The organism is Ancylobacter aquaticus, from assembly GCF_004339465.1.
In the GTDB taxonomy this organism is placed as follows: domain Bacteria; phylum Pseudomonadota; class Alphaproteobacteria; order Rhizobiales; family Xanthobacteraceae; genus Ancylobacter; species Ancylobacter aquaticus.
In genome coordinates this window covers 1,568,208-1,588,328 of record NZ_SMFY01000001.1, presented here as the reverse complement: position 1 = coordinate 1,588,328, position 20,121 = coordinate 1,568,208, and the positions used below count along the sequence as shown (strand labels likewise).

Annotated in this window: 19 protein-coding genes; 12 read left to right on the top strand and 7 right to left on the bottom strand. The window is 68.3% G+C overall.

The window, feature by feature from the left end:
• Nucleotides 1–264 precede the first annotated feature (264 nt).
• From EV667_RS07315 to EV667_RS07295, 6 genes are all read left to right on the top strand, one after another.
• Nucleotides 265–1,725, top strand: coding sequence for an NAD-dependent succinate-semialdehyde dehydrogenase (locus EV667_RS07315; protein WP_131834590.1), 1,461 nt, complete (start codon nucleotides 265–267; stop codon nucleotides 1,723–1,725).
• A 64-nt stretch (nucleotides 1,726–1,789) separates the two neighbouring features.
• Nucleotides 1,790–2,626 (top strand): DMT family transporter, encoded by an 837-nt coding sequence (locus EV667_RS07310; protein ID WP_131834589.1) that lies wholly within the window; start codon nucleotides 1,790–1,792, stop codon nucleotides 2,624–2,626.
• Nucleotides 2,627–2,696: 70 nt separating this feature from the next.
• Complete coding sequence (locus EV667_RS07305; protein ID WP_131834588.1) at nucleotides 2,697–3,539, top strand: EamA family transporter; 843 nt, start codon at nucleotides 2,697–2,699, stop codon at nucleotides 3,537–3,539.
• 71 nt (nucleotides 3,540–3,610) lie between these two features.
• Nucleotides 3,611–4,957, top strand: a complete 1,347-nt coding sequence (locus tag EV667_RS07300) for an ATP-dependent DNA helicase (protein WP_131834587.1) — start codon at nucleotides 3,611–3,613, stop codon at nucleotides 4,955–4,957.
• 55 nt (nucleotides 4,958–5,012) lie between these two features.
• The gene (locus EV667_RS22550; protein ID WP_165901564.1) at nucleotides 5,013–5,174 is read left to right on the top strand and encodes a hypothetical protein; all 162 of its coding nucleotides are present in this window, start codon (nucleotides 5,013–5,015) and stop codon (nucleotides 5,172–5,174) included.
• Nucleotides 5,175–5,304: 130 nt separating this feature from the next.
• A complete protein-coding gene (locus tag EV667_RS07295; RefSeq protein WP_131834586.1) occupies nucleotides 5,305–5,754 on the top strand; it encodes an RrF2 family transcriptional regulator in 450 nt (149 codons plus the stop codon).
• 164 nt (nucleotides 5,755–5,918) lie between these two features.
• Here EV667_RS07295 and EV667_RS07290 read toward each other — a convergent pair whose 3' ends face one another.
• The gene (locus EV667_RS07290) at nucleotides 5,919–7,145 is read right to left on the bottom strand and encodes an acyl-CoA dehydrogenase (RefSeq protein ID WP_131834585.1); all 1,227 of its coding nucleotides are present in this window, start codon (nucleotides 7,143–7,145) and stop codon (nucleotides 5,919–5,921) included.
• 262 nt (nucleotides 7,146–7,407) lie between these two features.
• Between EV667_RS07290 and EV667_RS07285 the strand changes: the two genes are divergently transcribed.
• The 5 genes from EV667_RS07285 to EV667_RS07265 all read left to right on the top strand — a co-directional run bounded on the left by EV667_RS07285 (nucleotide 7,408) and on the right by EV667_RS07265 (nucleotide 13,249).
• Nucleotides 7,408–9,006, top strand: a complete 1,599-nt coding sequence (locus EV667_RS07285) for an ABC transporter substrate-binding protein (RefSeq protein ID WP_425359006.1) — start codon at nucleotides 7,408–7,410, stop codon at nucleotides 9,004–9,006.
• A gap of 245 nt (nucleotides 9,007–9,251) precedes the next feature.
• Nucleotides 9,252–10,262 (top strand): ABC transporter permease subunit, encoded by a 1,011-nt coding sequence (locus EV667_RS07280; protein ID WP_131834584.1) that lies wholly within the window; start codon nucleotides 9,252–9,254, stop codon nucleotides 10,260–10,262.
• Entirely contained in the window at nucleotides 10,255–11,241 is a 987-nt protein-coding gene (locus tag EV667_RS07275) for an ABC transporter permease subunit (RefSeq protein ID WP_131834583.1), read from the top strand. The genes EV667_RS07280 and EV667_RS07275 overlap by 8 nt, the downstream gene beginning before the upstream one ends.
• Nucleotides 11,241–12,230, top strand: coding sequence for an ABC transporter ATP-binding protein (locus EV667_RS07270; protein WP_131834582.1), 990 nt, complete (start codon nucleotides 11,241–11,243; stop codon nucleotides 12,228–12,230). The genes EV667_RS07275 and EV667_RS07270 overlap by 1 nt, the downstream gene beginning before the upstream one ends.
• Nucleotides 12,227–13,249: a dipeptide ABC transporter ATP-binding protein gene (locus tag EV667_RS07265; protein ID WP_131834581.1), complete on the top strand. Its 1,023-nt coding sequence runs from the start codon at nucleotides 12,227–12,229 to the stop codon at nucleotides 13,247–13,249. Before EV667_RS07270 ends, EV667_RS07265 begins: the two co-directional genes overlap by 4 nt.
• On the opposite strand, the gene EV667_RS07260 is transcribed toward EV667_RS07265, so the two are convergent.
• The 6 genes from EV667_RS07260 to EV667_RS07235 form a co-directional block, all read right to left on the bottom strand.
• Nucleotides 13,236–14,108 (bottom strand): energy transducer TonB family protein, encoded by an 873-nt coding sequence (locus EV667_RS07260; RefSeq protein WP_131834580.1) that lies wholly within the window; start codon nucleotides 14,106–14,108, stop codon nucleotides 13,236–13,238. The genes EV667_RS07265 and EV667_RS07260 overlap by 14 nt on opposite strands.
• Nucleotides 14,105–14,671 (bottom strand): TonB system transport protein ExbD, encoded by a 567-nt coding sequence (exbD, locus tag EV667_RS07255; protein WP_131834579.1) that lies wholly within the window; start codon nucleotides 14,669–14,671, stop codon nucleotides 14,105–14,107. The genes EV667_RS07260 and exbD overlap by 4 nt, the downstream gene beginning before the upstream one ends.
• A 6-nt stretch (nucleotides 14,672–14,677) precedes the next feature.
• The gene (exbB, locus tag EV667_RS07250; protein WP_131834578.1) at nucleotides 14,678–15,841 is read right to left on the bottom strand and encodes a tonB-system energizer ExbB; all 1,164 of its coding nucleotides are present in this window, start codon (nucleotides 15,839–15,841) and stop codon (nucleotides 14,678–14,680) included.
• A 203-nt stretch (nucleotides 15,842–16,044) separates the two neighbouring features.
• A complete protein-coding gene (locus tag EV667_RS07245) occupies nucleotides 16,045–17,466 on the bottom strand; it encodes an FAD-binding oxidoreductase (RefSeq protein ID WP_131834577.1) in 1,422 nt (473 codons plus the stop codon).
• Nucleotides 17,467–17,480: 14 nt separating this feature from the next.
• Nucleotides 17,481–17,894 (bottom strand): type II toxin-antitoxin system VapC family toxin, encoded by a 414-nt coding sequence (locus EV667_RS07240; RefSeq protein WP_131834576.1) that lies wholly within the window; start codon nucleotides 17,892–17,894, stop codon nucleotides 17,481–17,483.
• Nucleotides 17,891–18,133, bottom strand: a complete 243-nt coding sequence (locus tag EV667_RS07235) for a type II toxin-antitoxin system Phd/YefM family antitoxin (protein ID WP_131834575.1) — start codon at nucleotides 18,131–18,133, stop codon at nucleotides 17,891–17,893. Before EV667_RS07235 ends, EV667_RS07240 begins: the two co-directional genes overlap by 4 nt.
• Nucleotides 18,134–18,290: 157 nt before the next feature.
• On the opposite strand from EV667_RS07235, the gene EV667_RS07230 reads away from it, so the two are divergent.
• Entirely contained in the window at nucleotides 18,291–20,111 is a 1,821-nt protein-coding gene (locus EV667_RS07230; RefSeq protein WP_207907723.1) for an ABC-F family ATP-binding cassette domain-containing protein, read from the top strand.
• Nucleotides 20,112–20,121 lie beyond the last annotated feature (10 nt).

Below are 20,121 nucleotides of genomic sequence, written 5' to 3'. Positions count from 1 at the left end.
GCTGATCGTGGCACTGCCGGTAGAACACTGGCTCTCCCTGCGCACCAGCGGCATGGACCCCGCCACGCTTCTCGCTCTCGCGCGAAGCAGTGTTCCCCTCACAGCCTGACATGGCGGCGCCATCCCCCGGCCTCGACCGGCTGCGTGCCTGCCTGCGCTGGGACGCAGCCATCCAATACCGTTACGGCAGGCTGCCTTGCCCCTTTCCGTCGGGCACCGGCGCGATTAGGTATGCGCCAGCATCCTGTCTTGAAAGGTTCGGCCATGTCGCATTCCGTGTCCTATCCCGAGGTCCAGCTCTACATCGACGGCAAGTGGCGCGGGGGCAGCGAGCATGGCGGCGCGCCGGCCAGCCAGCCCGTGATCAACCCGGCGACGGAAGAGGCCATCGGCACGGTCGCCCATGCCAGCCGGGCCGATCTCGACGCCGCGCTCGCCGCCGCCGAGAAGGGGTTTGCGACGTGGCGCCACACGCCGCCGCACGAGCGCTACAAGATCATGCGCAAGGCGGCCGAAATCCTGCGCGAGCGGCATGAGGCGATCTCTACCCTGATGACCCTTGAGCAGGGCAAGCCGCTGCCCGAGGCGCGGATGGAGACGCTCGCCTCCGCCGACATCATCGACTGGTTCGCCGAGGAAGGCCGCCGGCAATATGGCCGGCTCATCCCCGCCCGCGCCGCCGGCGTGCAGCAAATGGTCCACCGCGAGCCGGTGGGCGTCGTCGCCGCCTTCACCCCGTGGAACTTCCCGATCAACCAGGCGGTGCGCAAGGTTTCCGCCGCGCTCGCCGCCGGCTGCGCGGTGATCCTGAAGGGGCCGGAGGAAACGCCCGCGAGCTGCGCAGAGCTGGTGCGCGCCTATGCCGATGCCGGCGTGCCGGCGGGCGTGGTCAACCTCGTCTTCGGCGTGCCGGCCGAGATTTCGCAGTACCTCATCCCGCACCCCGTCGTGAAGAAGATCTCCTTCACCGGCTCCACCGTGGTCGGCAAGCAGCTCGCCGCGCTGGCCGGCGCGCACATGAAGCGCGTGACCATGGAGCTCGGCGGCCATGCCCCCGCCGTGGTGTTCGAGGATGCCGACGTGGAGGTGGCGATCAAGCTGCTGTCCGGCGCCAAGTTCCGCAATGCCGGGCAGGTCTGCGTCTCGCCGACCCGCTTCCTCGTGCATGAGGACCTGTATTCCCGGTTCGTCGACGGCTTCACCGAGGCGGTGAAGGGCGTGAAGGTCGGCAACGGCCTTGAGGACGGCGTGCGCATGGGGCCGCTGGCCAATCCGCGCCGCGTGGAGGCCATGGAGGCGCTGACCGCCGACGCCCTCGCCAAGGGCGCCACCCTGCACACGGGCGGGGCACGGATCGGCAACAAGGGTTATTTCTTCGAGCCGACCGTGCTCACCGGGCTCGCGGCGGATGCGCGCATTCTCAACGAAGAGCCCTTCGGCCCCATCGTGCCGATCCAGTCCTTCACCTCGACCGAGGCGGTGATTGCCGAGGCCAACCGGCTGCCTTACGGGCTTGCGGCCTATGCCTACACCACCTCCTCCGCCCGCGCCGACGAGTTCGCCCGTCGGGTGGAAAGCGGCATGATCTCGATCAACCATCACGGCCTCGCCCTCCCCGAAGTGCCGTTCGGCGGCATCAAGGATTCCGGCTACGGCTCGGAAGGTGGCACCGAGGCGATGGAAGCCTATGTGAACACCAAGTTCGTCACCCAGCTGGGCGTCTGACGCCCATCTCGTCAGCGACCGCGATGTCGGGTAACTTGGTAGTGCTCCACATCGCGGCCGCTGCATGGATATTGTCGTTCTCCTCGTCGTCCTGCTGTCGGCGCTGCTTCAGGCCGGCTGGAACGTCCTGCTGAAGCTGCGGCTCGACCCGCTCGCGGCGTTGACGCTGGTCGTTCTTGGGGGCGGCGCCGTGGCTCTGCCGGTGGCGCTCTGGCTTGGCCCGCCCACGCCGGCGCTGTTGCCATGGATGGCCGGCTCGATGAGCGCGCACATGGCCTTCTATGCCTGCCTTGTCGGCGCTTATGCGCGTGCCGATCTCGGCCTCGTCTACCCCGTGGCGCGCGGCGGGGCGCTGCTGATGACGGCCGGCATCGCCATTGCGGTTCTGCACGAGCCGGTGCGGCCGATCGGCATCGCCGGCATCGCGCTGCTGTCGGCTAGCGTGCTGGTGACCGGCTGGCGCAGCCGGAAGGAGGCCTCGCAGACCGCCGCGCTGATGCTGGCGCTCGGCTCGGGTGTCGCCGTCACCGCCTATTCCCTCATCGACGGCACCGCCGGCCGGATGGGATCGCCCGGCATCTATACGGCCTGGCTGTTTGTCGGCGACGCGGTGCTGGTGGCTGTCGGCCTCTCTCTGTGGAAAGGCGCCGCGTTCCTGCGCCCGCTGCGGCCCCATTGGCGGCTGGCGCTGGTTGGAGGCGCCATGCTGTTCGTCAGCTACTGGCTCTGCGTCTGGGCGATGACCCGGGCGCCGATCAGCCTGGTGGCGGCGGTGCGCGAGGCGAGCGTGCTGTTCGGCGCCGCCCTCGCCGTGCTGGTGCTGCGCGAGACACTACGCCCCGAGCGCCTCATCGCCGCCCTCCTCGTGGTGGCGGGCGTGACGCTGATCAAGCTGCATTGACCTGATAATCTTCGGCAGCGCCAGCGGAATCGGCTAAAGCCCGCGCGTCCTTCCTCCGGCCGGCAGTTCCATGGAACCGAGCGTCTTCCTCGCCGTCATCGCTGCCGCGGCGATGCATGCCGGCTGGAACGCGGTGCTGAAGATTCGGCTGGACCCGTTCCTCGCCGTGGTGCTGGTCAATGCCGCCTGCGGCCTTCTGGCTCTGCCGGCGGCGTTGTATCTCGGCCCGCCGGAAGCGCATGTCTGGCCGTGGATCGCGGCCTCGGTGGCGATCCACCTCGTCTATTACCTGACGCTGTCCGGCGCCTATCGCCGCGCCGATATGGGGCTGGTCTACCCGCTGGCACGCGGCAGCGCCCCCCTGCTGACGACGATCCTGTCGGTGGTGCTGGTGGGGGAAGCGGTCGACGCGCAGGGCTTTTTCGGGGTTGGCCTGCTGGCCCTCGGCATCCTGTCCATCGCCTGGCGGCGGGCGGGCATCGCCGCCTTCGACACGACAGCGCTGCGGCTCGCGCTGCTGTGCGGGGTGTCCATCACCGCCTATACGCTGGTCGACGGCCTCGGCGCCCGCAGCGCCACCTCGCCGCATGTCTACACATCCTGGCTGTTCGTCGCCGACAGCGTCGTCATCACCCTGGTCGGGCTGGCGTGGAAAGGACCGCGCGCGCTGGCGCCGACGCTCTCCTTCATCGGGCCGGGCCTCGCCGGCGGGGCGATGTCGCTCGCCGCCTACTGGATCTCGATCTGGGCGATGACCAAGGCGCCGATCGGCCTTGTCGCGGCGGTGCGCGAATCCAGCGTGCTGTTCGGGGCGGTGATCGCCGTCCTGGTGCTGCACGAGCCGGTGCGCCGCGAGCGGCTGCTGGCCGCCGCCCTCATCGTCGCCGGGCTGGTGCTGATCAAGCTGCAGTGACGAGCCGATCTCACGACGGCCAACAAAGCCCTGCAGTCGCACCGCCGGCCCTCCTGTGCTCCATTGCGCCGATGAACGAGAAAGCCGCGCTGCCGATTCGCCCTGCCCTGGCCGCCGACGCCTTTGCCGGCCCGCTCGCGCTGGTCGGCTCCGGTGCGCCTGTCGTGATGGTGCTCGGCGGCGCCGGCACGGGCAAGACCACCTTCCTGCATGCGCTGCGCAAGCATGGCGGCGGCAAGCAGGCCTTTCTCGCGCCCACCGGGGTCGCCGCGCTGCAGCTTGGCGGGCAGACCATCCATTCCTTCTTCGGCCTGCCGCCGCGCCTTGTCGACCCTGACCAGGTGCGCCCGCGCACGCCAAAGCGCACGCTGATGAAGAAGCTGGAGCGCCTCGTCATCGACGAGATTTCCATGGTGCGCGCCGATGTGCTCGACGCGGTCGACCGGAGCCTGCGCATCGCGCGCGGCAATCCCGAGCCGTTCGGCGGAGTGCAGGTGGTGCTGGTGGGCGACTTCCTGCAACTCCCGCCCGTGGTGCCGCAGGCGGAGCGCGAGATTCTGGGCCATCTCGGCTATGAGGGCCCGTTCGCCTTCGACGCCCGCGTGCTGCGCGAGGTGGAGCCGGCGCGGCTGCCGTTCCTGCAGGTGTACCGGCAGACCGACAACGCCTTTGTGGAATATCTGGCGGAATTGCGCACCGGCCGGTTCCTCGGCGACGCCATTGCCGCCATCAATGCCGCCTCCTTCCGCGACCATCGCCCCGGCCGTACCCCCGTGGTGCTGGCACCGACCAATGCGCGGGTCGATGCCTATAACCGGCGCGGCCTGGAGGCGCTGCACGATGACGGCCGGCTCTATGAGGGCAAGAGCGAGGGCGAGTTCGACCTCGCCAATGACCGACTGCCGGTGCCGGAGACGCTGGCGCTCAAGATAGGGGCGCGGGTGATGACCGTGCGCAACCACCCCGAGAGGCAATGGGTGAACGGCTCGGTGGGCACCATCACCGGCCTCGCCCCCGACCGCGCCTATGTCCGGCTCGACGGCGCGGGCATCGTCGAGATCGAGCGCACCAGCTGGGAGCGCATCCGCTACGACTGGGACGAGGCGACGGGAAAGGTCGCGGCCAAGGTGGTCGGCACCTACACCCAGCTTCCGCTCGTGCCCGCCTGGGCGGTGACGGTGCACAAGGCGCAGGGGCTGACGCTGGACGATGTGCGGATCGACTTCGACAGCGGCGCCTTCGCCGCCGGCCAGGCCTATGTCGCGCTCTCGCGGGCGCGTTCGCTGGAAGGGCTCTCGCTGGCCCGCCCCTTGCGTGCCTCCGACATCCGGATCGACCGCCGCGTGGCCGCGTTCACCGCCGCTTTCGAGAGCGGCGGCACGCTGACGACGGCCACGCGCGGGCTGGAAGAGGACTGACCCTTTACATATTCCTACATTGTCCATAGATTACTTTCCAACTGGAGAGTGACCCATGAGTCAGACCGGCCTCCGCCGCACCCGCGACAAGCTGCTGTTCGCCTTGGCCTACAGCGCTGTCATCGCCGCCATCCTGTTCCTGCACCCAGCGCCCGACGCGCGCGACCCTGCGCGGGTCGCGGCCAATGCGCAGGCGAGCAACCCCGGCACGCGTTGATCCCCGGCGCGGGGGCACTGGTAAAATCCGGCTTGATCGATCATTTATGTGAGGAGCTGCTGCGGGGAATCGGCCCTCCCCCGCACCTTCCTTCCGGCGTCCGGGCGCGCGGCGACATGACGAAGCGGACATGCTGACCAACAAGGGCAAATACGGCCTCAAGGCGATGCTCTTCCTCGCCCGGCTCGATCCCGGGTCGAGCGCCATGGGGCAGGAGATCGCCACCGCCAATAACATTCCCAAGAAGTTCCTCGACGCCATTCTGCTGGAATTGAGGAACGCCGGCATGCTGCGCTCCAAGAAGGGGCCAGGCGGTGGCTATGCGCTGGCCAAGACGCCGCGCGACATCCGCATCGGCCATATCATCCGCGTGCTCGACGGCCCGCTGGCCCCGCTCAGCTGCGCCAGCAAGAGCGCCTATGTCCCCTGCCAGGACTGCGAGGACCTCGCCACCTGCTCGGTCCGCATCACCATGAGCAAGGTGCGCGACGCCATGTCGGACATTCTCGACGGCATGTCGCTGCACGACATGGTGGTCTTCGCCCGCAGCCCCGATGCTGACCTGATGTACAACATCTGAGGCGGCGCGCCGTCTGACCGGCCGCCCTCAGGCACGTCATCCCGGCCGGAGCGACGCGCAGAGCCGGGATCTCTCCCCCAAACAGCCCCTTGTCCCCGCGACCCCGGCCAGGTCCCTGAAGGTCCTTTCCGGGATGGCGACGACCGGGTGACGAGGACGCCTGCTCAGAAGAACGCCTGATGCCCGGTGATGGCGCGGCCGAGGATCAGCGCGTGGATGTCGTGCGTGCCCTCATAGGTGTTCACCGTCTCCAGGTTCACCATGTGGCGCATGACCGGGAATTCGCCGGAAATGCCGTTGCCGCCATGCATGTCGCGGGCGAGGCGGGCGATGTCGAGGGCCTTGCCGCAATTGTTGCGCTTGAGCATGGAGATGGTTTCCACCGGCAGTTGCCCCTCGTCGAACAGCCGGCCGGCGCGCAGCGCGAGCTGAAGGCCGAGCGTGATCTCGGTCGCCATGTCGGCCAGCTTCTTCTGGATCAGCTGGTTCGCCGCCAGCGGCTTGCCGAACTGCTTGCGGTCGAGCGTGTACTGACGGGCGGCCGCGTAGCAGGCTTCCGCCGCCCCCATCGTGCCCCAGCCGATGCCGAAGCGGGCGCGGTTGAGGCAGCCGAATGGGCCCTTCAGACCGGAGGCGTCGGGCAGGAGATTTTCCTCCGGCACCTCGACCCCGTCCATCACGATTTCGCCAGTGACGGACGCGCGCAGCGAGAGCTTGTTGTCGATCTTCGGCGTCGAAAAGCCCTTCATGCCGCGCTCCAGCAGGAAGCCGCGGATGTCGTCGCCATGGGCCGCCGACTTCGCCCACACCACCGCGAGGTCCGCGATCGGTGAGTTGGTGATCCACATCTTGGCGCCGGAGAGCCGATAGCCGCCGTCGATCTTCTCGGCGCGCGTCCGCATGCCGGCGGGATCCGAGCCGGCATCGGGCTCGGTGAGGCCGAAGCAGCCGACCGTCTCGCCGGTGGCGAGCCTGGGAAGGTATTTGCGCTTCTGCGCCTCGCTGCCATAGGCGTTGATGGGGTGCATGACCAGTGAGGACTGCACGCTCATCGCCGAGCGATAGCCCGAATCGACCCGTTCCACTTCGCGCGCCACCAGCCCGTAGGCGACATAACCGAGGCCCGCTCCGCCATATTCCTCCGGAATGGTGGGGCCGAGCAGGCCGAGCTCGCCCATCTCGCTCATGATCTCGCGGTCGAAGCGCTCCTCCATATAGGCGGAGGTGACCCGCGGCTGCAGCCGCTCCTGCGCGTAGTCGCGCGCCGTGTCGCGCACCAGGCGCTCTTCCTCGGTCAGCTGCGATTCGAAATCGACCGGATCGGCCCAGTCGAACGAAACCTTAGATGCCTTGGCGGCGGCAGGATGGGCGACAGACGGCGCGGCACTCATGCAAATTCTCCCGGACGGGCCGACGCCAGAGGCCGGCACGCCTCTCTTACAACGTCGCGCAAGGACGCGCACCCGACCATCCGCCAATGCGGCGCGGACGGTTCTTAACGCTGCGTCATCCGACTTAGGTCGGGGGGAGGGGTATGATTGCGAAACGCTGAGACACGTGTTTCAGTTGTGAAATCGGATCGCGACGAACAAACAACAGGCCAGCCTAAAGAGTGGGCACGCCTCGCGCGGTCTATGAGAGGGGAACTCAGACATGCCGGCTTTCCATGCGAAGGCAGCCCTTGCGGCTGCCATGCTGACGGCGCTGTGCGCGCCGTCCTATGCCGCCAAGACGCTCGTCTATTGCTCCGAAGGGAGCCCGGAAAACTTCACCCCTGCCCTCAATACCACTGGCACCAGCTTCGACGCCGCCCGCCCGGCCTATAACCAGCTCGTCGAGTTCGAGCGCGGCAGCACCAAGGTGATTCCGGGCCTCGCTGAAAGCTGGACGGTCAGCGACGACGGCAAGGAACTCACCTTCAAGCTGCGCAAGGGCGTGAAATTCCATTCGGGCGTCAACGGCTTCACGCCGAGCCGCGACTTCAACGCCGACGACGTGATCTTCACCTTCGACCGCATGTGGAAGCCGGAAAACCCGTACCACAAGGTAACGGGCGGCGCGTATGACTACTTCAACGACATGGGCCTGCCGGACCTGCTGGTCTCCATCGACAAGGTGGACGACCACACGGTGAAGTTCGTGCTGAAGGAACCGAACGCGCCGATGCTGGCGAACCTCGCCATGGACTTCGCCACCATCCATTCCAAGGAATACGCCGACTTCCTGTTGAAGAAGGGCACGCCCGAGCAGTTCGACCAGATTCCGGTCGGCACCGGCCCGTTCTCCTTCGTGAACTACCAGAAGGACGCGGTCATCCGGTACAAGGCCTTCCCCGCCTATTTCGAGGGCCCGTCCAAGATCGACAACCTCGTCTTCGCCATCACCCCCGACCCGACCGCGCGCTACGCCAAGCTGAAGAAGGGCGAGTGCCATGTGATGATCGCGCCGAACCCGGCCGACATCGCCGGCATGAAGACCGATCCGGCCGTCAACCTGCTCTCGCAGCCGGGCCTGAACATCGCCTATTGGGCCTTCAATGTGGAGAAGCCCCCCTTCGACAAAAAGGAAGTGCGCCAGGCTTTCAACATGGCGATCGACAAGGCGTCCATCATCAAGGACGTCTATCAGGGCGCCGGACAGGGCGCGATCAACCCGATCCCGCCGACCATCTGGTCCTACAATACCGAGGTCAAGGACTACGCCTATGACCCGGAGAAGGCCAAGGCCATGCTCGCGGCGGCCGGGGTCACGACGCCGCTCGACATCGACCTGTGGTGGATGCCGGTACAGCGCCCCTACAACCCCAACGCCAAGCGCATCGCCGAGATGATGCAGTCGGACCTCGCCAAGATCGGCGTCAATGCCAAGCTGGTCTCCTATGAGTGGGGCGAGTACCGCAAGCGCATGCAGGAAGGCGAGCACATGACCGGCCAGCTCGGCTGGACCGGCGACAATGGCGACCCGGACAACTTCTTCTTCCTGCTCGGCTGTCCCGCCGCGCGCAAGGGCGGGCAGAACCTCGCCAAATGGTGCAACAAGGACTTCGACGCCCTCATCAGCAAGGCGCGCTCCAGCTCCGACCTCGCCGAGCGCACCAAGCTCTACGAGCAGGCGCAGGTGATCTTCAAGGAAGACGCCCCCTGGTTCACCATCGCCCATTCGGTGGTGTACGAGCCGACCCGCAAGGAAGTGGTCGACTACACGGTCAGCCCGTTCGGCCGCCACGAATTCTATGGCGTCGAGCTGAAGTGACCCGTAGAGGCCGGGGCGTCGTGCCCCGGAACGATTGTCATCCCGGACGCGGCCTGCCGCGCTCCGGGATCGCGTCCCCCTCTTTCACAGGGCCAAGGGCGCTTCACCGATCCGCGTGATTCAATCCGATCGGATCGCGCCCTAAGGCGCCTCTCCGTCCTGCGATCCCGGATCGCCGCTGCGCGGTGTCCGGGATGATGGCTGCCTTGCAGGGATCAGGCACGACCCATGGGTACGCCCCACACATGCTGAATCTCATTCTCCGCCGCGTCGCACTCACGGTGCCCACCTTTGTGGCGCTGATGTTCGTCACCTTCGTCGCCGTGCGCCTCGTGCCCGGCGACCCCATCGAGGCGCGCACCGGCGAGCGCGGCATCGCGCCGGAGCGCCTCGCCCAGCTGCGCCACGAACTCGGCCTCGACCAGCCGGTGTGGAGGCAGTTCCTCGATTACATCTATGGCCTGCTGCACGGCGACTTCGGCGTTTCCATCGTCACCAAGACGCCCGTGCTGCATGAATTCCTGATCCTCTTCCCCGCGACGCTGGAACTGGCCTTCTGCGCCCTGGTCTTCGCCGTCGTGCTGGGCGTGCCCGCCGGCGTGCTCGCGGCGGTCAAGCGCGGCTCGGTGCTCGACCATTCGGTGATGACGGTGGCGCTGGCCGGCTATTCGATGCCGATCTTCTGGTGGGGCCTGCTGCTCATCATGTTCATGTCGGAATATCTGGGCCTAACCCCGGTCTCCGGCCGCATGGACCTCATCAACTATTATTTCGAGCCGGTGACGGGTTTCATGCTGATCGACAGCCTGCTGTCGGGGCAGGAGGGCGCGTTTGGCGCGGCGGCGGCCCATCTCGTCCTGCCCTCCATCGTGCTCGGCACCATTCCGCTGGCGGTCATCGCGCGGATGACGCGCTCCTCCATGCTGGAAGTGCTGGGCGAGGACTATGTGCGCACCGCACGCGCCAAAGGCCTGTCGCCGCTGCGCGTGGTCGGGCTGCACACGCTGCGCAACGCGCTGATCCCGGTCGTTACCGTGGTCGGCCTGCAGACCGGCACCCTGCTCGCCGGCGCGGTGCTGACCGAGACGATCTTCGCCTGGCCGGGCGTGGGCAAATGGCTGATCGAGTCGATCTCCCGCCGCGACTATCCCGCGCTGCAGGGCGGCATCATGCTGATCTCGGCGATCGTCATCCTCGTCAATCTCATCGTCGACATGCTCTATGTCGCGATCAATCCGAGGATCCGGCATGGCTGAGGAAAACGCCATCGACGATCCGATGCCGACCGCTCCGGAACGCTTCGTCCTCGACGCCTCGGGGCTTAGCCTTGGTGCGGCGGGAGTCGTCGTCGCCCTCACCGAGCCGGTGGGCGAGGAGCCCTCGCCGCTCAGGGCCTTCTGGTCCGCCTTCAGCGAAAACCGCGGCGCCGTGCTCGGCCTCGCCGTCGTGGTGTTCATCGCCCTGCTGGCGCTCTTCGCGCCGTGGGTCGCGCCGCATTCGCCGATCGAGCAGTTCCGCCAGAGCGTGCTGCTGCCCCCGGTCTGGGCCGGTGGGAACTGGACCTTCCCGTTCGGCACCGATGCGGTGGGGCGCGACGTGCTCTCGCGCCTCATCTATGGCGCGCGCATCTCGCTCGGCATCGGCCTGTCGGTGATGGTGGTCTCGGTGGCGCTCGGCATCGTGCTGGGCCTCGCGGCCGCCTTCATGCGCGGCATCGTCGAGGTGGTGGTGATGCGGGTCATGGACATGGTGGTGGCGATCCCCAGCCTGGTGCTCGCCATCCTCATCGTCGCGGTTCTGGGCCCGAGCCTTTCCAACACCATCATCGCCGTCACCGTCGTCTACCTGCCGCGCTATGTGCGCCTCGTGCGCGCCGCCGCGCTCGCCGAGCTGACGAAGGAATACGTCATCGCCGCTCAGGTCGCCGGCGTCGGCAGGCTGCGGTTGATGTTCGTCACCGTGCTGCCGAACTGCCTCGCCCCGCTCATCGTGCAGGCCGCCCTCGGCATTTCGGATGCGATATTGGAGGCGGCGGCGCTCGGCTTCCTCGGCCTCGGTGCGCAGCCGCCAACGCCGGAATGGGGCGCCATGCTGGCCGACGCCCGCGAGTTCATCCGCTCCGCGCCCTGGATCGTGACCCTGCCCGGCCTCGCCATCCTCGTCACCGTGGTCGCCATCAACCTGATGGGCGACGGCCTACGCGATGCCCTCGACCCCAAGCTGAGGCGGAGTTGATGTCCCTGCTCTCCATCCGCAACCTTTCCGTCAGCTTCGCCACCGGACGCGGCCCCTTTCGCGCGGTCGACCGGGTGGACCTCGATGTCGCGGCGGGCGAACTCGTCGCCATCGTCGGCGAATCCGGCTCCGGCAAATCGGTGGCGATGCTGGCGGTGATGGGCCTGCTGCCGTGGATCGCCACCGTCACCGCCGACCGGATGATGTTCGACGGCCGCGACCTGCTGAGCCTCTCGGCCCGCGAGCGCCGCAGGATCATCGGGCGCGACCTGGTCATGATCTTCCAGGAGCCGATGTCGAGCCTCAACCCGTGCTTCACCGTGGGCTTCCAGATCCGCGAGGCGATGAAGGCGCATCTCGACCTCTCGCGCGCCCAGCGGCAGGCGCGGGCGGTCGAGCTTCTGGAACTGGTCGGCATTCCCGAGCCCGACCGCCGGCTCAGCGCCTTTCCGCACCAGCTCTCCGGCGGCATGAGCCAGCGGGTGATGATCGCCATGGCGCTGGCCTGCAAGCCCAAGCTCATCATCGCCGACGAGCCGACCACCGCGCTCGATGTCACCATCCAGGCGCAGATTCTCGACCTGCTGCTGAAGCTGCAGAAGGAGAGCGGCGTCGGGCTGGTGCTCATCACCCATGACATGGGCGTGGTGGCCGAGACGGCGCAGCGGGTCTGCGTCCATTATGCCGGCCAACAGGTGGAGATGCAGGACACGCGCGGCCTGTTCCGCGATCCCCACCATCCCTACACCGCCGCCCTGCTGGCGGCATTGCCGGAGCGGGCGCGGGGCCGGCTGCTGCCCTCCATTCCCGGCATCGTGCCGGGGCTGGCCGACCGGCCGACAGGCTGCCTGTTCTCGCCGCGCTGCGGTTTCGCCACCGACACCTGCCGCACCGTGCCGCCTCCGCGCGCGGGGGCGGAACTCGGCCTCGCCCTCTGCCACACGCCCCTCGTTGCGGGCGTTCCCCAACGCCGGGAGTTCGCGGCATGAGCTTTGATGCAGCGCACGACACCACCGCTACCGAAGCGGTGATGGAAGCCGTCGACCTCGCCCAGAGCTACGAGGTCTCGCGCGGGCTGTTCAGCAAATCCGCCATCGTGAAGGCGGTCGCCGGCATCAGCTTCCGGCTCGCGCCGCGCTCGACGCTTGCGGTGGTCGGGGAATCCGGCTCCGGCAAGTCGACCCTCGCCCGGATGCTCACCTTGATCGAGCGGCCGGGAGCCGGCTCGCTGCGGCTCGACGATGTCGATGTCGCCGAGGCGGATGCGCGCACGCTGCGCCGTTATCGCGGCGAGGTGCAGATGGTGTTCCAGAACCCGTTCGGCTCGCTCAACCCGCGCCAGACCATCGGCAAGGCGATCGAGGAGCCGCTGCTGGTCAACACGTCGCTCTCCGCCACGGAGCGGCGCGAGCGGGCGCTCGACATGATGACGCGCGTCGGCCTGCGCCCCGAGCATCACGGCCGCTACCCCCACATGTTCTCCGGCGGCCAGCGCCAGCGCATCGCCATTGCCCGCGCGCTGGTGCTGCGGCCGAAAATCCTGGTGCTGGACGAGCCGGTCTCGGCGCTCGACGTCTCGGTGCGGGCGCAGGTGCTGAACCTGCTGGTGGAACTGCAGGAACAGCTTGGCGTCGCCTATGTTTTCGTCTCCCACGATCTCGGCGTGGTGCGGCACATGGCGGACGAGGTGCTGGTGATGTATCTCGGCCGCGCCGTCGAGCATGGGCCGCGCGACGCCATCTTCGACGCCCCGCTGCACCCCTATACGCGCGCCCTGCTCTCGGCCACCCCGGTGGCCGACCCGGAGGCGAAGAAGGAGCGCATCGTGCTGGAGGGCGAGCTTCCCTCCCCTTTCAACCCGCCGCGCGGCTGCCCGTTCAACCCGCGCTGCCCGCTGGTGGTGGAGCGCTGCCGGGTTGAGATGCCCCCGCTGGCGCGCAAAAGCGCGCAGAGGGTGGCGTGCTGGGTCACGGGCGCCGACGCCGGCGCGGCCGTTACGGCTGCGTGAAATTGACCGGCACGGTGAAGCGAATGGTGCTTCCGCCCACTTCGGGCGGCGGGGCCGGCAGCGGGGAGGCACGGCGCAACATGGCGACCGCCTCTTCGTCGAAGCGCGGATTGCCGGACGAGCGTGCCAGCTGCGCCGAGAGAACCTGGCCCGACCGATTGATGCTGAACGCCACCATCGCCCGCCCTCCCCCGCCTTCTCCGCCGGGATAGCGCTTGTGGCGGTTGAGATGGGCCATCAGCCGAGAACGCCAGTTCGCCGGCGCCCGGCTCGCGGAGGACGAGGCGCCCGAGGTCGGGGCGGCGATGCGGTCCGCATCCCGCGCCTGAACCGAGGGCGCGGCCGACGTGCGCGGCGCGGGCGGCTTGTTGTTCTTCTCGCGCTCCTTCGGCTTCGGCTTGGGCTTCGGGCGTTCCTTCGGCGGATCGGGCTTCTTCTCCGGTGGCGGAATTTCGGAGGGCTCCGGCGGCCGGGGCGGCAGTGGCACCTCGATCGTCTCGGCCGGGCTCTCCGACACTTCCGGCACCGGCTCTTCCACCGGCGGCGGCTCGGGCGGCGGGGTGTCCTCTACTTCCTCGGCCAGCGGGTCCGGCGGAGTCTCTTCCTGCACCTCTTCCGGCGCCTCGACCATTTGCGGGCCGGGCGGCAGTTCCACCGGCTCGGCCGCCGGCGCCACCGGCATTTCCGCCAGCTCGATCATGATCGCCGCCGGCTCTTCGGCCGCCACGATCGGAGGATCGGTCAGCATGTAGCCGAGCGCGCCGCCGTGAACGGCCAGAACCACGGCGCCGCAAACCACCCAGCCGCTCGCCTCGCGCAGCCGATGCCCGGCATTTCCCCTGAGCAGCAGCAGGCTCATGGAGCCGGCGCCCCGGCAGCAGGGGAAGCGGGGGCGGGCGAAGCGGGGGCGATTGGTGCGGGGGCGGCAGCGGGAGCCGCCGGCACCGCGCCGGAAGCCGGCGCGGCGGGTGCCGGCTGGCCGGTCATCTCGGGGGCCGGCTGGCCGGTCATCTCGACCCCCACCAGAGCGATCTTGAGGTAACCGGCGGCGCGCAGCAGGTTCATCACCTCCATCAGCTCGCCATAATCCACAGTCTTGTCGGCACGCAGGAAGATGCGGGTGTCGCGCTTGGTCTGCGTGGTGCGGTCCAGCGTGGCGCCAAGAGACGGGCGCGCCACATCCTCATTGCCCAGCGCCAGCACCAGGTCGCTCTTCACCGTGAGATAGACCGGCTTGTCCGGGCGTGGCTGCACCTGCGCGTTCGAGGCCGGCAGGTCCACCGCCACATCGACCGTCGACAGCGGCGCCGCCACCATGAAGATGATGAGCAGCACGAGGACCACGTCGATGAAGGGCGTGACGTTGATCTCGTGGCTCTCGACGAGGTCGTCGGCCTCGGTGCTCTGGAGTTTGGCGCCCATGGCGGCTTACTCCGCCGCCGTTCGCACGCGGTGCGCGGCAGACCGGCTGGCGTCGCGGCGGTCGAGGTCGCGCGAGAGCAGCCGCAGCACCTCGGCCGAGGCATCGCCCATCAGCACGCGATAGCCCGACACCTGACGCGAGAAGTGGTTGTAGATCACCACCGCCGGAATAGCGGCGACAAGGCCGATGGCGGTGGCCAGAAGCGCCTCGGCGATGCCGGGAGCGACCACGGCGAGATTGGTTGTCTGCGCCTTCGAGATGCCGATGAACGAGTTCATGATGCCCCACACCGTGCCAAACAGGCCCACAAACGGCGCGGTGGCGCCGATGGTGGCGAGAAGGCCGGTGCCGCGGGTGATCGCGCGCCCCGCCGCAACCTCGATGCGCGACAGCGAGATCGACACCCGCTCCTTGATGCCGTCGGCCGGCAGGGGACCGGAGCGCTGAAGTTCGAGATCGGTCGTGCGCAGCATGGCGCCGGCCGGCCCGCGCGGGTCGACGCGCCGCGCCTCGTCCAGCGTGGCGCTGGCGAGATAGCCCTTGAGCGCGCGCCGCAGCCGCCCCTTGGCGACTGCCAGTTCCATCGTCTTGGCCAGCCACACCGTCCATGTGACCACCGAGGCGAAGGCAAGGCCGATCATGACCGCCTTCACCACCCAGTCCGCCGCCATGAACATGCCCCACGGGGACAGGTCGTGCGGCAGTTGTGCGGCGACGGAGGGGTCTTCGCTCTGGTCGAGCGGGAGGCCAGACAGGGACGGGTCCGCCGAGACTTCGCCAGCGGCCGGAGCGACGACCGGGGCATCGCCGGCAGGAGCGGCAGCGGGGGGAACGGCAGTGGCGGCATCGCCGGCCGGCGGCGACACCTGGCCGCCCGTCGCCGGGGCCGTCATGCCGGGAGCCGGCGGCACCAGCGGATCGACCGCCGGCGCAGGCGTGGAGGGGGCCGGCGCGGCGGGCACTGGTGCGGCGGTTGCCGGCGCCGAGGGCGTGGTCGTGGCAGGCGCTGGCGTGGCGGGCGCTGGCGTGGCGGGCGCTGGCGTCGAGAGGGCCGGCGCCGGTTGCTGAACCTGCGCCCACGCCGCCACGGGGCCGGCAACCAGCATCGCCAGCGCCAGCAGAAGGTTCAGCGCCGGACGCTGGGCAAGGGTCGTGGGTGTCGTCGGCATGGCGGCTTCCCGAAGCTCCGGTCTTCCCCGGCACCACCGCCCGAAGGCGGACGTATCGGCGGGGGGGTCCTCAGTCCCGGCTTCCATAAACCCGCAACGACTGGCTCGACAACATTAAATCGTCCAGCAATGCAAATGTAGAATTCTTCAAAACAACGAATAGAGCAGGAATATACAATTTAACATCATTCCAGACTAAGAATTCATCCCACCCCGACACCGATCACCTTTCCGGGATTGAGGGTTTCAGCGGGATCGAGCGCCAACTTGACGCTGCGCATCAGGTCTAGCGCGACAGGATCGGCGTAATGTGCCAGTTCGTCGCGCTTCAGAAGGCCGATGCCGTGCTCGGCGGCAATGGAGCCGTCCATCTCCGTCACGATGTCGTGCACGATCCTGTTGAACCTCTCCCACAGCGCGAGGAAAGCGGCCTTTTCCATGCCCACCGGCTGGCTGAGGTTGAAATGGATGTTGCCGTCGCCGACATGGCCGAAGGGACAAGGGCGCAACGCGGGGAGGGCCGCCATGCAGGCAGAGAGTGCACGGTCGAGAAATTCCGGCACGCGGGAGACCGGCACCGACACATCGTGCTTGATCGAGCCGCCCTCATGCTTCTGCGCCTCCGACATGTCCTCGCGCAGCCGCCACAGGTTCGCCGCCTGCGCTTCGCTGGTGGCGATGACAGCGTCGAGCACCTCCCCCGCCTCCATCGCGGCGGCGAGGCCCTCCTCCATCAGCGCGCCGAGGTCGAAGGCGCGGGTCGGAGAGGAGAGTTCGGCCAGCACGTACCAGTCATAGGTATCGCCCAGCGGGCGCACCGTGCCCGGCATGTGCTTCAACACCGTCTCGACCCCGAAGGCGGCCATCAGCTCGAAGGTAGTCAGCGCGTCGCCCGCCTCGCCGCGCAGGCGCTTGAGCAAAGCGAGCGCGGCGGCGGGGTCGGGCACGGCGAGGAAGGCGGTGGCGCGCTGCGCGGGCCGGGGAAACAGCTTCAGCACGGCGGCGGTGATGATGCCGAGCGTGCCCTCGCTGCCGAGGAAGAGCTGCTTGAGGTCATAGCCCGCATTGTTCTTGCGCAGGCGCTTCAGCCCGTTCCACACCCGCCCGTCGGCCAGCACCACTTCCAGCCCCAGCACCAGCTCGCGCGCATTGCCGTAGCGCAGCACGGCGGTGCCGCCGGCATTGGAGGACAAATTGCCGCCGATACGGCAGGAGCCCTGCGAGGCGATGTGCAGGGGAAACAGGCAGTTGGCCTCTTCCGCCGCCGCGTGCACCTTGTCGAGGATGCAGCCGGCCTCCACCGTCATGGTCATGTCCACGGCATCAACAGCGCGGATACGGTCGAGCCGGGAAAGCGAGAGCAGCATCTGCCCGAACGGCATCTGCCCGCCCACCAGCCCGGTATTGCCGCCCTGCGGCACCACCGCCACGCCCGCCTGTGCGCAGGCTGCGACAATGAACGCCACCTCCTCGGTCGAGCCCGGCCGCAGCACGGCGGGCGCCTCGCCCCGGTAAAGCCCGCGCTCCTCGTGCAGATACGGCGCCATGTCGGCCGGATCGGTGAAGACATGCGCCGCGCCGATGCGCTGGGCGATGGCGGCGAGCAGGGGGGAGAGGGCGGACATGAGCGATCCTGAAACTAGCGGGAGGCGTCGATGACACGGACGTGGCCGGCGTCACCATAGTCGAGAATGGCGCGATCGGCGGTGAGCAGCGGCGAGCCCAGATGCCGCGCCGTCGCGATGATGATCCGGTCCGCCGGGTCGGCATGCAGCGTGCCGGGCAGGCGCACGCTGTCCACGGCAATCGCCGGCTCAAGCGCCGCCAGGCGCAGCGCAGGCAGGGCCAGCACGGTTTCCAGCCACGCTCCAACATCGTCGGCCAGCGCCAGCCGGCCTTTGTGCACCAATAACGCGATCTCCCACGGCGTGATGGCGGAAACGAACACGCTCCCGGCCTCGCTCGCCTGCTCGATCGCGGCGCGCGCCTGCACGCCGAGGCGCGCGTCGTCGTCCAGAGCCCAGATCAGCACATGCGTATCGAGGACGATCACGACATGGCGGCCCAGTCGCCCGCATCCGCCGCCGGCTCGAACGGCTCGTCATAGCGGGTGACGACCCCGCGAGAGGCGCCGATCAGCGCGCGCGCCGGCGAGGGCTGGAAGGGGCTCAGCACCGCCACCGGCTTCCCCCGGCGGGTAATTGTCACGGGTTCGCCGGTTTCATTCATCTCATCGATCAGGCGCAGGCATTCGGCCTTGAACTGCGCGGCCGGGACGATCCTTGCGCTCATGAACGTGCCTCCTGGCTCCTGTACATGATTTATGTACAGCATCGCCACGCCTTGGCAAGGACTGGCTGCCTCGGCCCCGCACCACGCTCGTCGCGGACATGGCTCCAATGTCGCCCCGCCCCTTGCCCCGGCGCGGCTTTCCCCCTATCCCGGCGCCATGGCCCCTCCTCTTCTTCTGCTTCAAGATACCAAACTCACCTTTGGCGGCACGCCGCTGATGGAGGGGGCGGAGCTTTCCGTCTCCGCCGGCGAGCGCGTCGGCCTTGTCGGCCGCAACGGCTCGGGCAAGTCGACCCTGCTGAAAATCGCCGCCGGGCTGGTCTCGGCCGATAGCGGGGCGCGCTTCGTGCAGCCCGGCGCCACGGTGCGCTATCTGCCGCAGGAACCGGACCTCACGGGCTTCGCCACCACGCTGGCCTATGTCGAGGCGGGCATGGGGCCGGGCGATCAGGAATATCGCGCGCAATATCTGCTGAGCGAGCTTGGCCTCACCGGCGAGGAAAACCCCGCCACCCTCTCCGGCGGCGAGGCGCGCCGCGCCGCGCTCGCCCGCGTGCTGGCGCCCGAGCCCGACATCCTGCTGCTCGACGAGCCGACCAACCATCTCGACCTGCCCGCCATCGAATGGCTGGAGGCCGAAATCGCCTCGCTGCGCTCCGCGCTCGTGCTCATCAGCCATGACCGCCGCTTCCTGCAGGATCTGACCCGCGCCACGGTCTGGCTCGACCGCGGCCGCACCAAGCGCATGGAGCGCGGTTTCGGCTTCTTCGAGGAATGGCGCGACCAGGTGCTGGAAGAGGAAGAGCGCGACCAGCAGAAGCTCGCCCGCAAGATCGTCGCGGAAGAGCACTGGATGCGCTACGGCGTCACCGCGAGACGTAAACGAAACGTGCGCCGCGTCGGCGAACTGGCCGCCCTGCGCGCCCAGTTCCGCGATCATCGCGGCGCCTTGGGCACCGTCACCATGGCGGCCACCGAGGCGGAAGTCTCCGGCAAGCTGGTGATGGAAGCCGAGCACATCTCCAAGACCTATGGGGACCGCGTCATCGTGCGCGACCTCTCCATCCGCATTCAGCGCGGCGACCGCATCGGCATTGTCGGGCCGAACGGCGCGGGCAAGACCACGCTGCTCAGGATGCTGACCGGCGATCTGGCCCCCGACACCGGCAAGGCCAAGATGGGCACCAATATCGAGATGGCGACGCTGGACCAGCGCCGCGCCGCGCTCGACCCCAACCGCTCGGTGCGTGAGACGCTGACCGATGGGCGCGGCGACCAGGTGTTCGTCGGCGGCAATCCGCGCCACGTCATCGGCTACATGAAGGACTTCCTGTTCACCCCGGAACAGGCCGGCACCGCCGTCTCGCGCCTTTCCGGCGGCGAGCGCGGGCGGTTGCTGCTGGCCTGTGCGCTGGCGCAGGCGTCGAACCTCATGGTGCTGGACGAGCCGACCAACGACCTCGACCTGGAAACGCTCGACCTGCTGGAAGAGATGATCGACGACTATGCCGGCACCGTGCTGCTGGTCAGCCATGACCGCGACTTCCTCGACCGCACCGTCACCGCCACCATCGCCTATGAAGGCGACGGCAATTGGGAAGTCTATGCCGGCGGCTATTCCGACATGGTGGCGCAGCGCGGCCATGGCGTGAAAATGCGTGCGGCGGCGGCAGCGGCGCCGGCTTCGGCCAAGCCCGCCTCTGCCAAATCGGCGGCAGCCGCGCCGGCGGCAGCCTCGAAGCGTAAATTCTCCTTCAAGGAGAAGCACGCGCTGGAGCAATTGCCCAAGCGCATCGCGCAGATGGAATCGGACATCAAGCGGCTCAACAACACGCTGCACACGCCCAATTTCTACACACGCGACCCCGCCGGTTTCCAGAAGGCCACCGCCGAACTGACCAAGGCCCAGACGGAACTCGCCAAGGCCGAGGAAGAGTGGCTGAAGCTGGAGATGATGCGCGAGGAAATGGGCGGGTGAGTGGGGTGCT

Bases quoted from the DNA above. Each gene is read 5' to 3' on its own strand.
- EV667_RS07245 (WP_131834577.1), bottom strand. From the start codon at position 17,466: ATGTCCGCCCTCTCCCCCCTGCTCGCCGCCATCGCCCAGCGCATCGGC.
- EV667_RS07280 (WP_131834584.1), top strand. From the start codon at position 9,252: ATGCTGAATCTCATTCTCCGCCGCGTCGCACTCACGGTGCCCACCTTT.
- EV667_RS07260 (WP_131834580.1), bottom strand. From the start codon at position 14,108: ATGAGCCTGCTGCTGCTCAGGGGAAATGCCGGGCATCGGCTGCGCGAG.
- EV667_RS07275 (WP_131834583.1), top strand. From the start codon at position 10,255: ATGGCTGAGGAAAACGCCATCGACGATCCGATGCCGACCGCTCCGGAA.
- EV667_RS07270 (WP_131834582.1), top strand. From the start codon at position 11,241: ATGTCCCTGCTCTCCATCCGCAACCTTTCCGTCAGCTTCGCCACCGGA.
- EV667_RS07305 (WP_131834588.1), top strand. From the start codon at position 2,697: ATGGAACCGAGCGTCTTCCTCGCCGTCATCGCTGCCGCGGCGATGCAT.
- exbB (WP_131834578.1), bottom strand. From the start codon at position 15,841: ATGCCGACGACACCCACGACCCTTGCCCAGCGTCCGGCGCTGAACCTT.
- exbD (WP_131834579.1), bottom strand. From the start codon at position 14,671: ATGGGCGCCAAACTCCAGAGCACCGAGGCCGACGACCTCGTCGAGAGC.
- EV667_RS07290 (WP_131834585.1), bottom strand. From the start codon at position 7,145: ATGAGTGCCGCGCCGTCTGTCGCCCATCCTGCCGCCGCCAAGGCATCT.
- EV667_RS07315 (WP_131834590.1), top strand. From the start codon at position 265: ATGTCGCATTCCGTGTCCTATCCCGAGGTCCAGCTCTACATCGACGGC.
- EV667_RS22550 (WP_165901564.1), top strand. From the start codon at position 5,013: ATGAGTCAGACCGGCCTCCGCCGCACCCGCGACAAGCTGCTGTTCGCC.
- EV667_RS07295 (WP_131834586.1), top strand. From the start codon at position 5,305: ATGCTGACCAACAAGGGCAAATACGGCCTCAAGGCGATGCTCTTCCTC.
- EV667_RS07300 (WP_131834587.1), top strand. From the start codon at position 3,611: ATGAACGAGAAAGCCGCGCTGCCGATTCGCCCTGCCCTGGCCGCCGAC.
- EV667_RS07265 (WP_131834581.1), top strand. From the start codon at position 12,227: ATGAGCTTTGATGCAGCGCACGACACCACCGCTACCGAAGCGGTGATG.
- EV667_RS07310 (WP_131834589.1), top strand. From the start codon at position 1,790: ATGGATATTGTCGTTCTCCTCGTCGTCCTGCTGTCGGCGCTGCTTCAG.
- EV667_RS07230 (WP_207907723.1), top strand. From the start codon at position 18,291: ATGGCCCCTCCTCTTCTTCTGCTTCAAGATACCAAACTCACCTTTGGC.
- EV667_RS07235 (WP_131834575.1), bottom strand. From the start codon at position 18,133: ATGAGCGCAAGGATCGTCCCGGCCGCGCAGTTCAAGGCCGAATGCCTG.
- EV667_RS07285 (WP_425359006.1), top strand. From the start codon at position 7,408: ATGCCGGCTTTCCATGCGAAGGCAGCCCTTGCGGCTGCCATGCTGACG.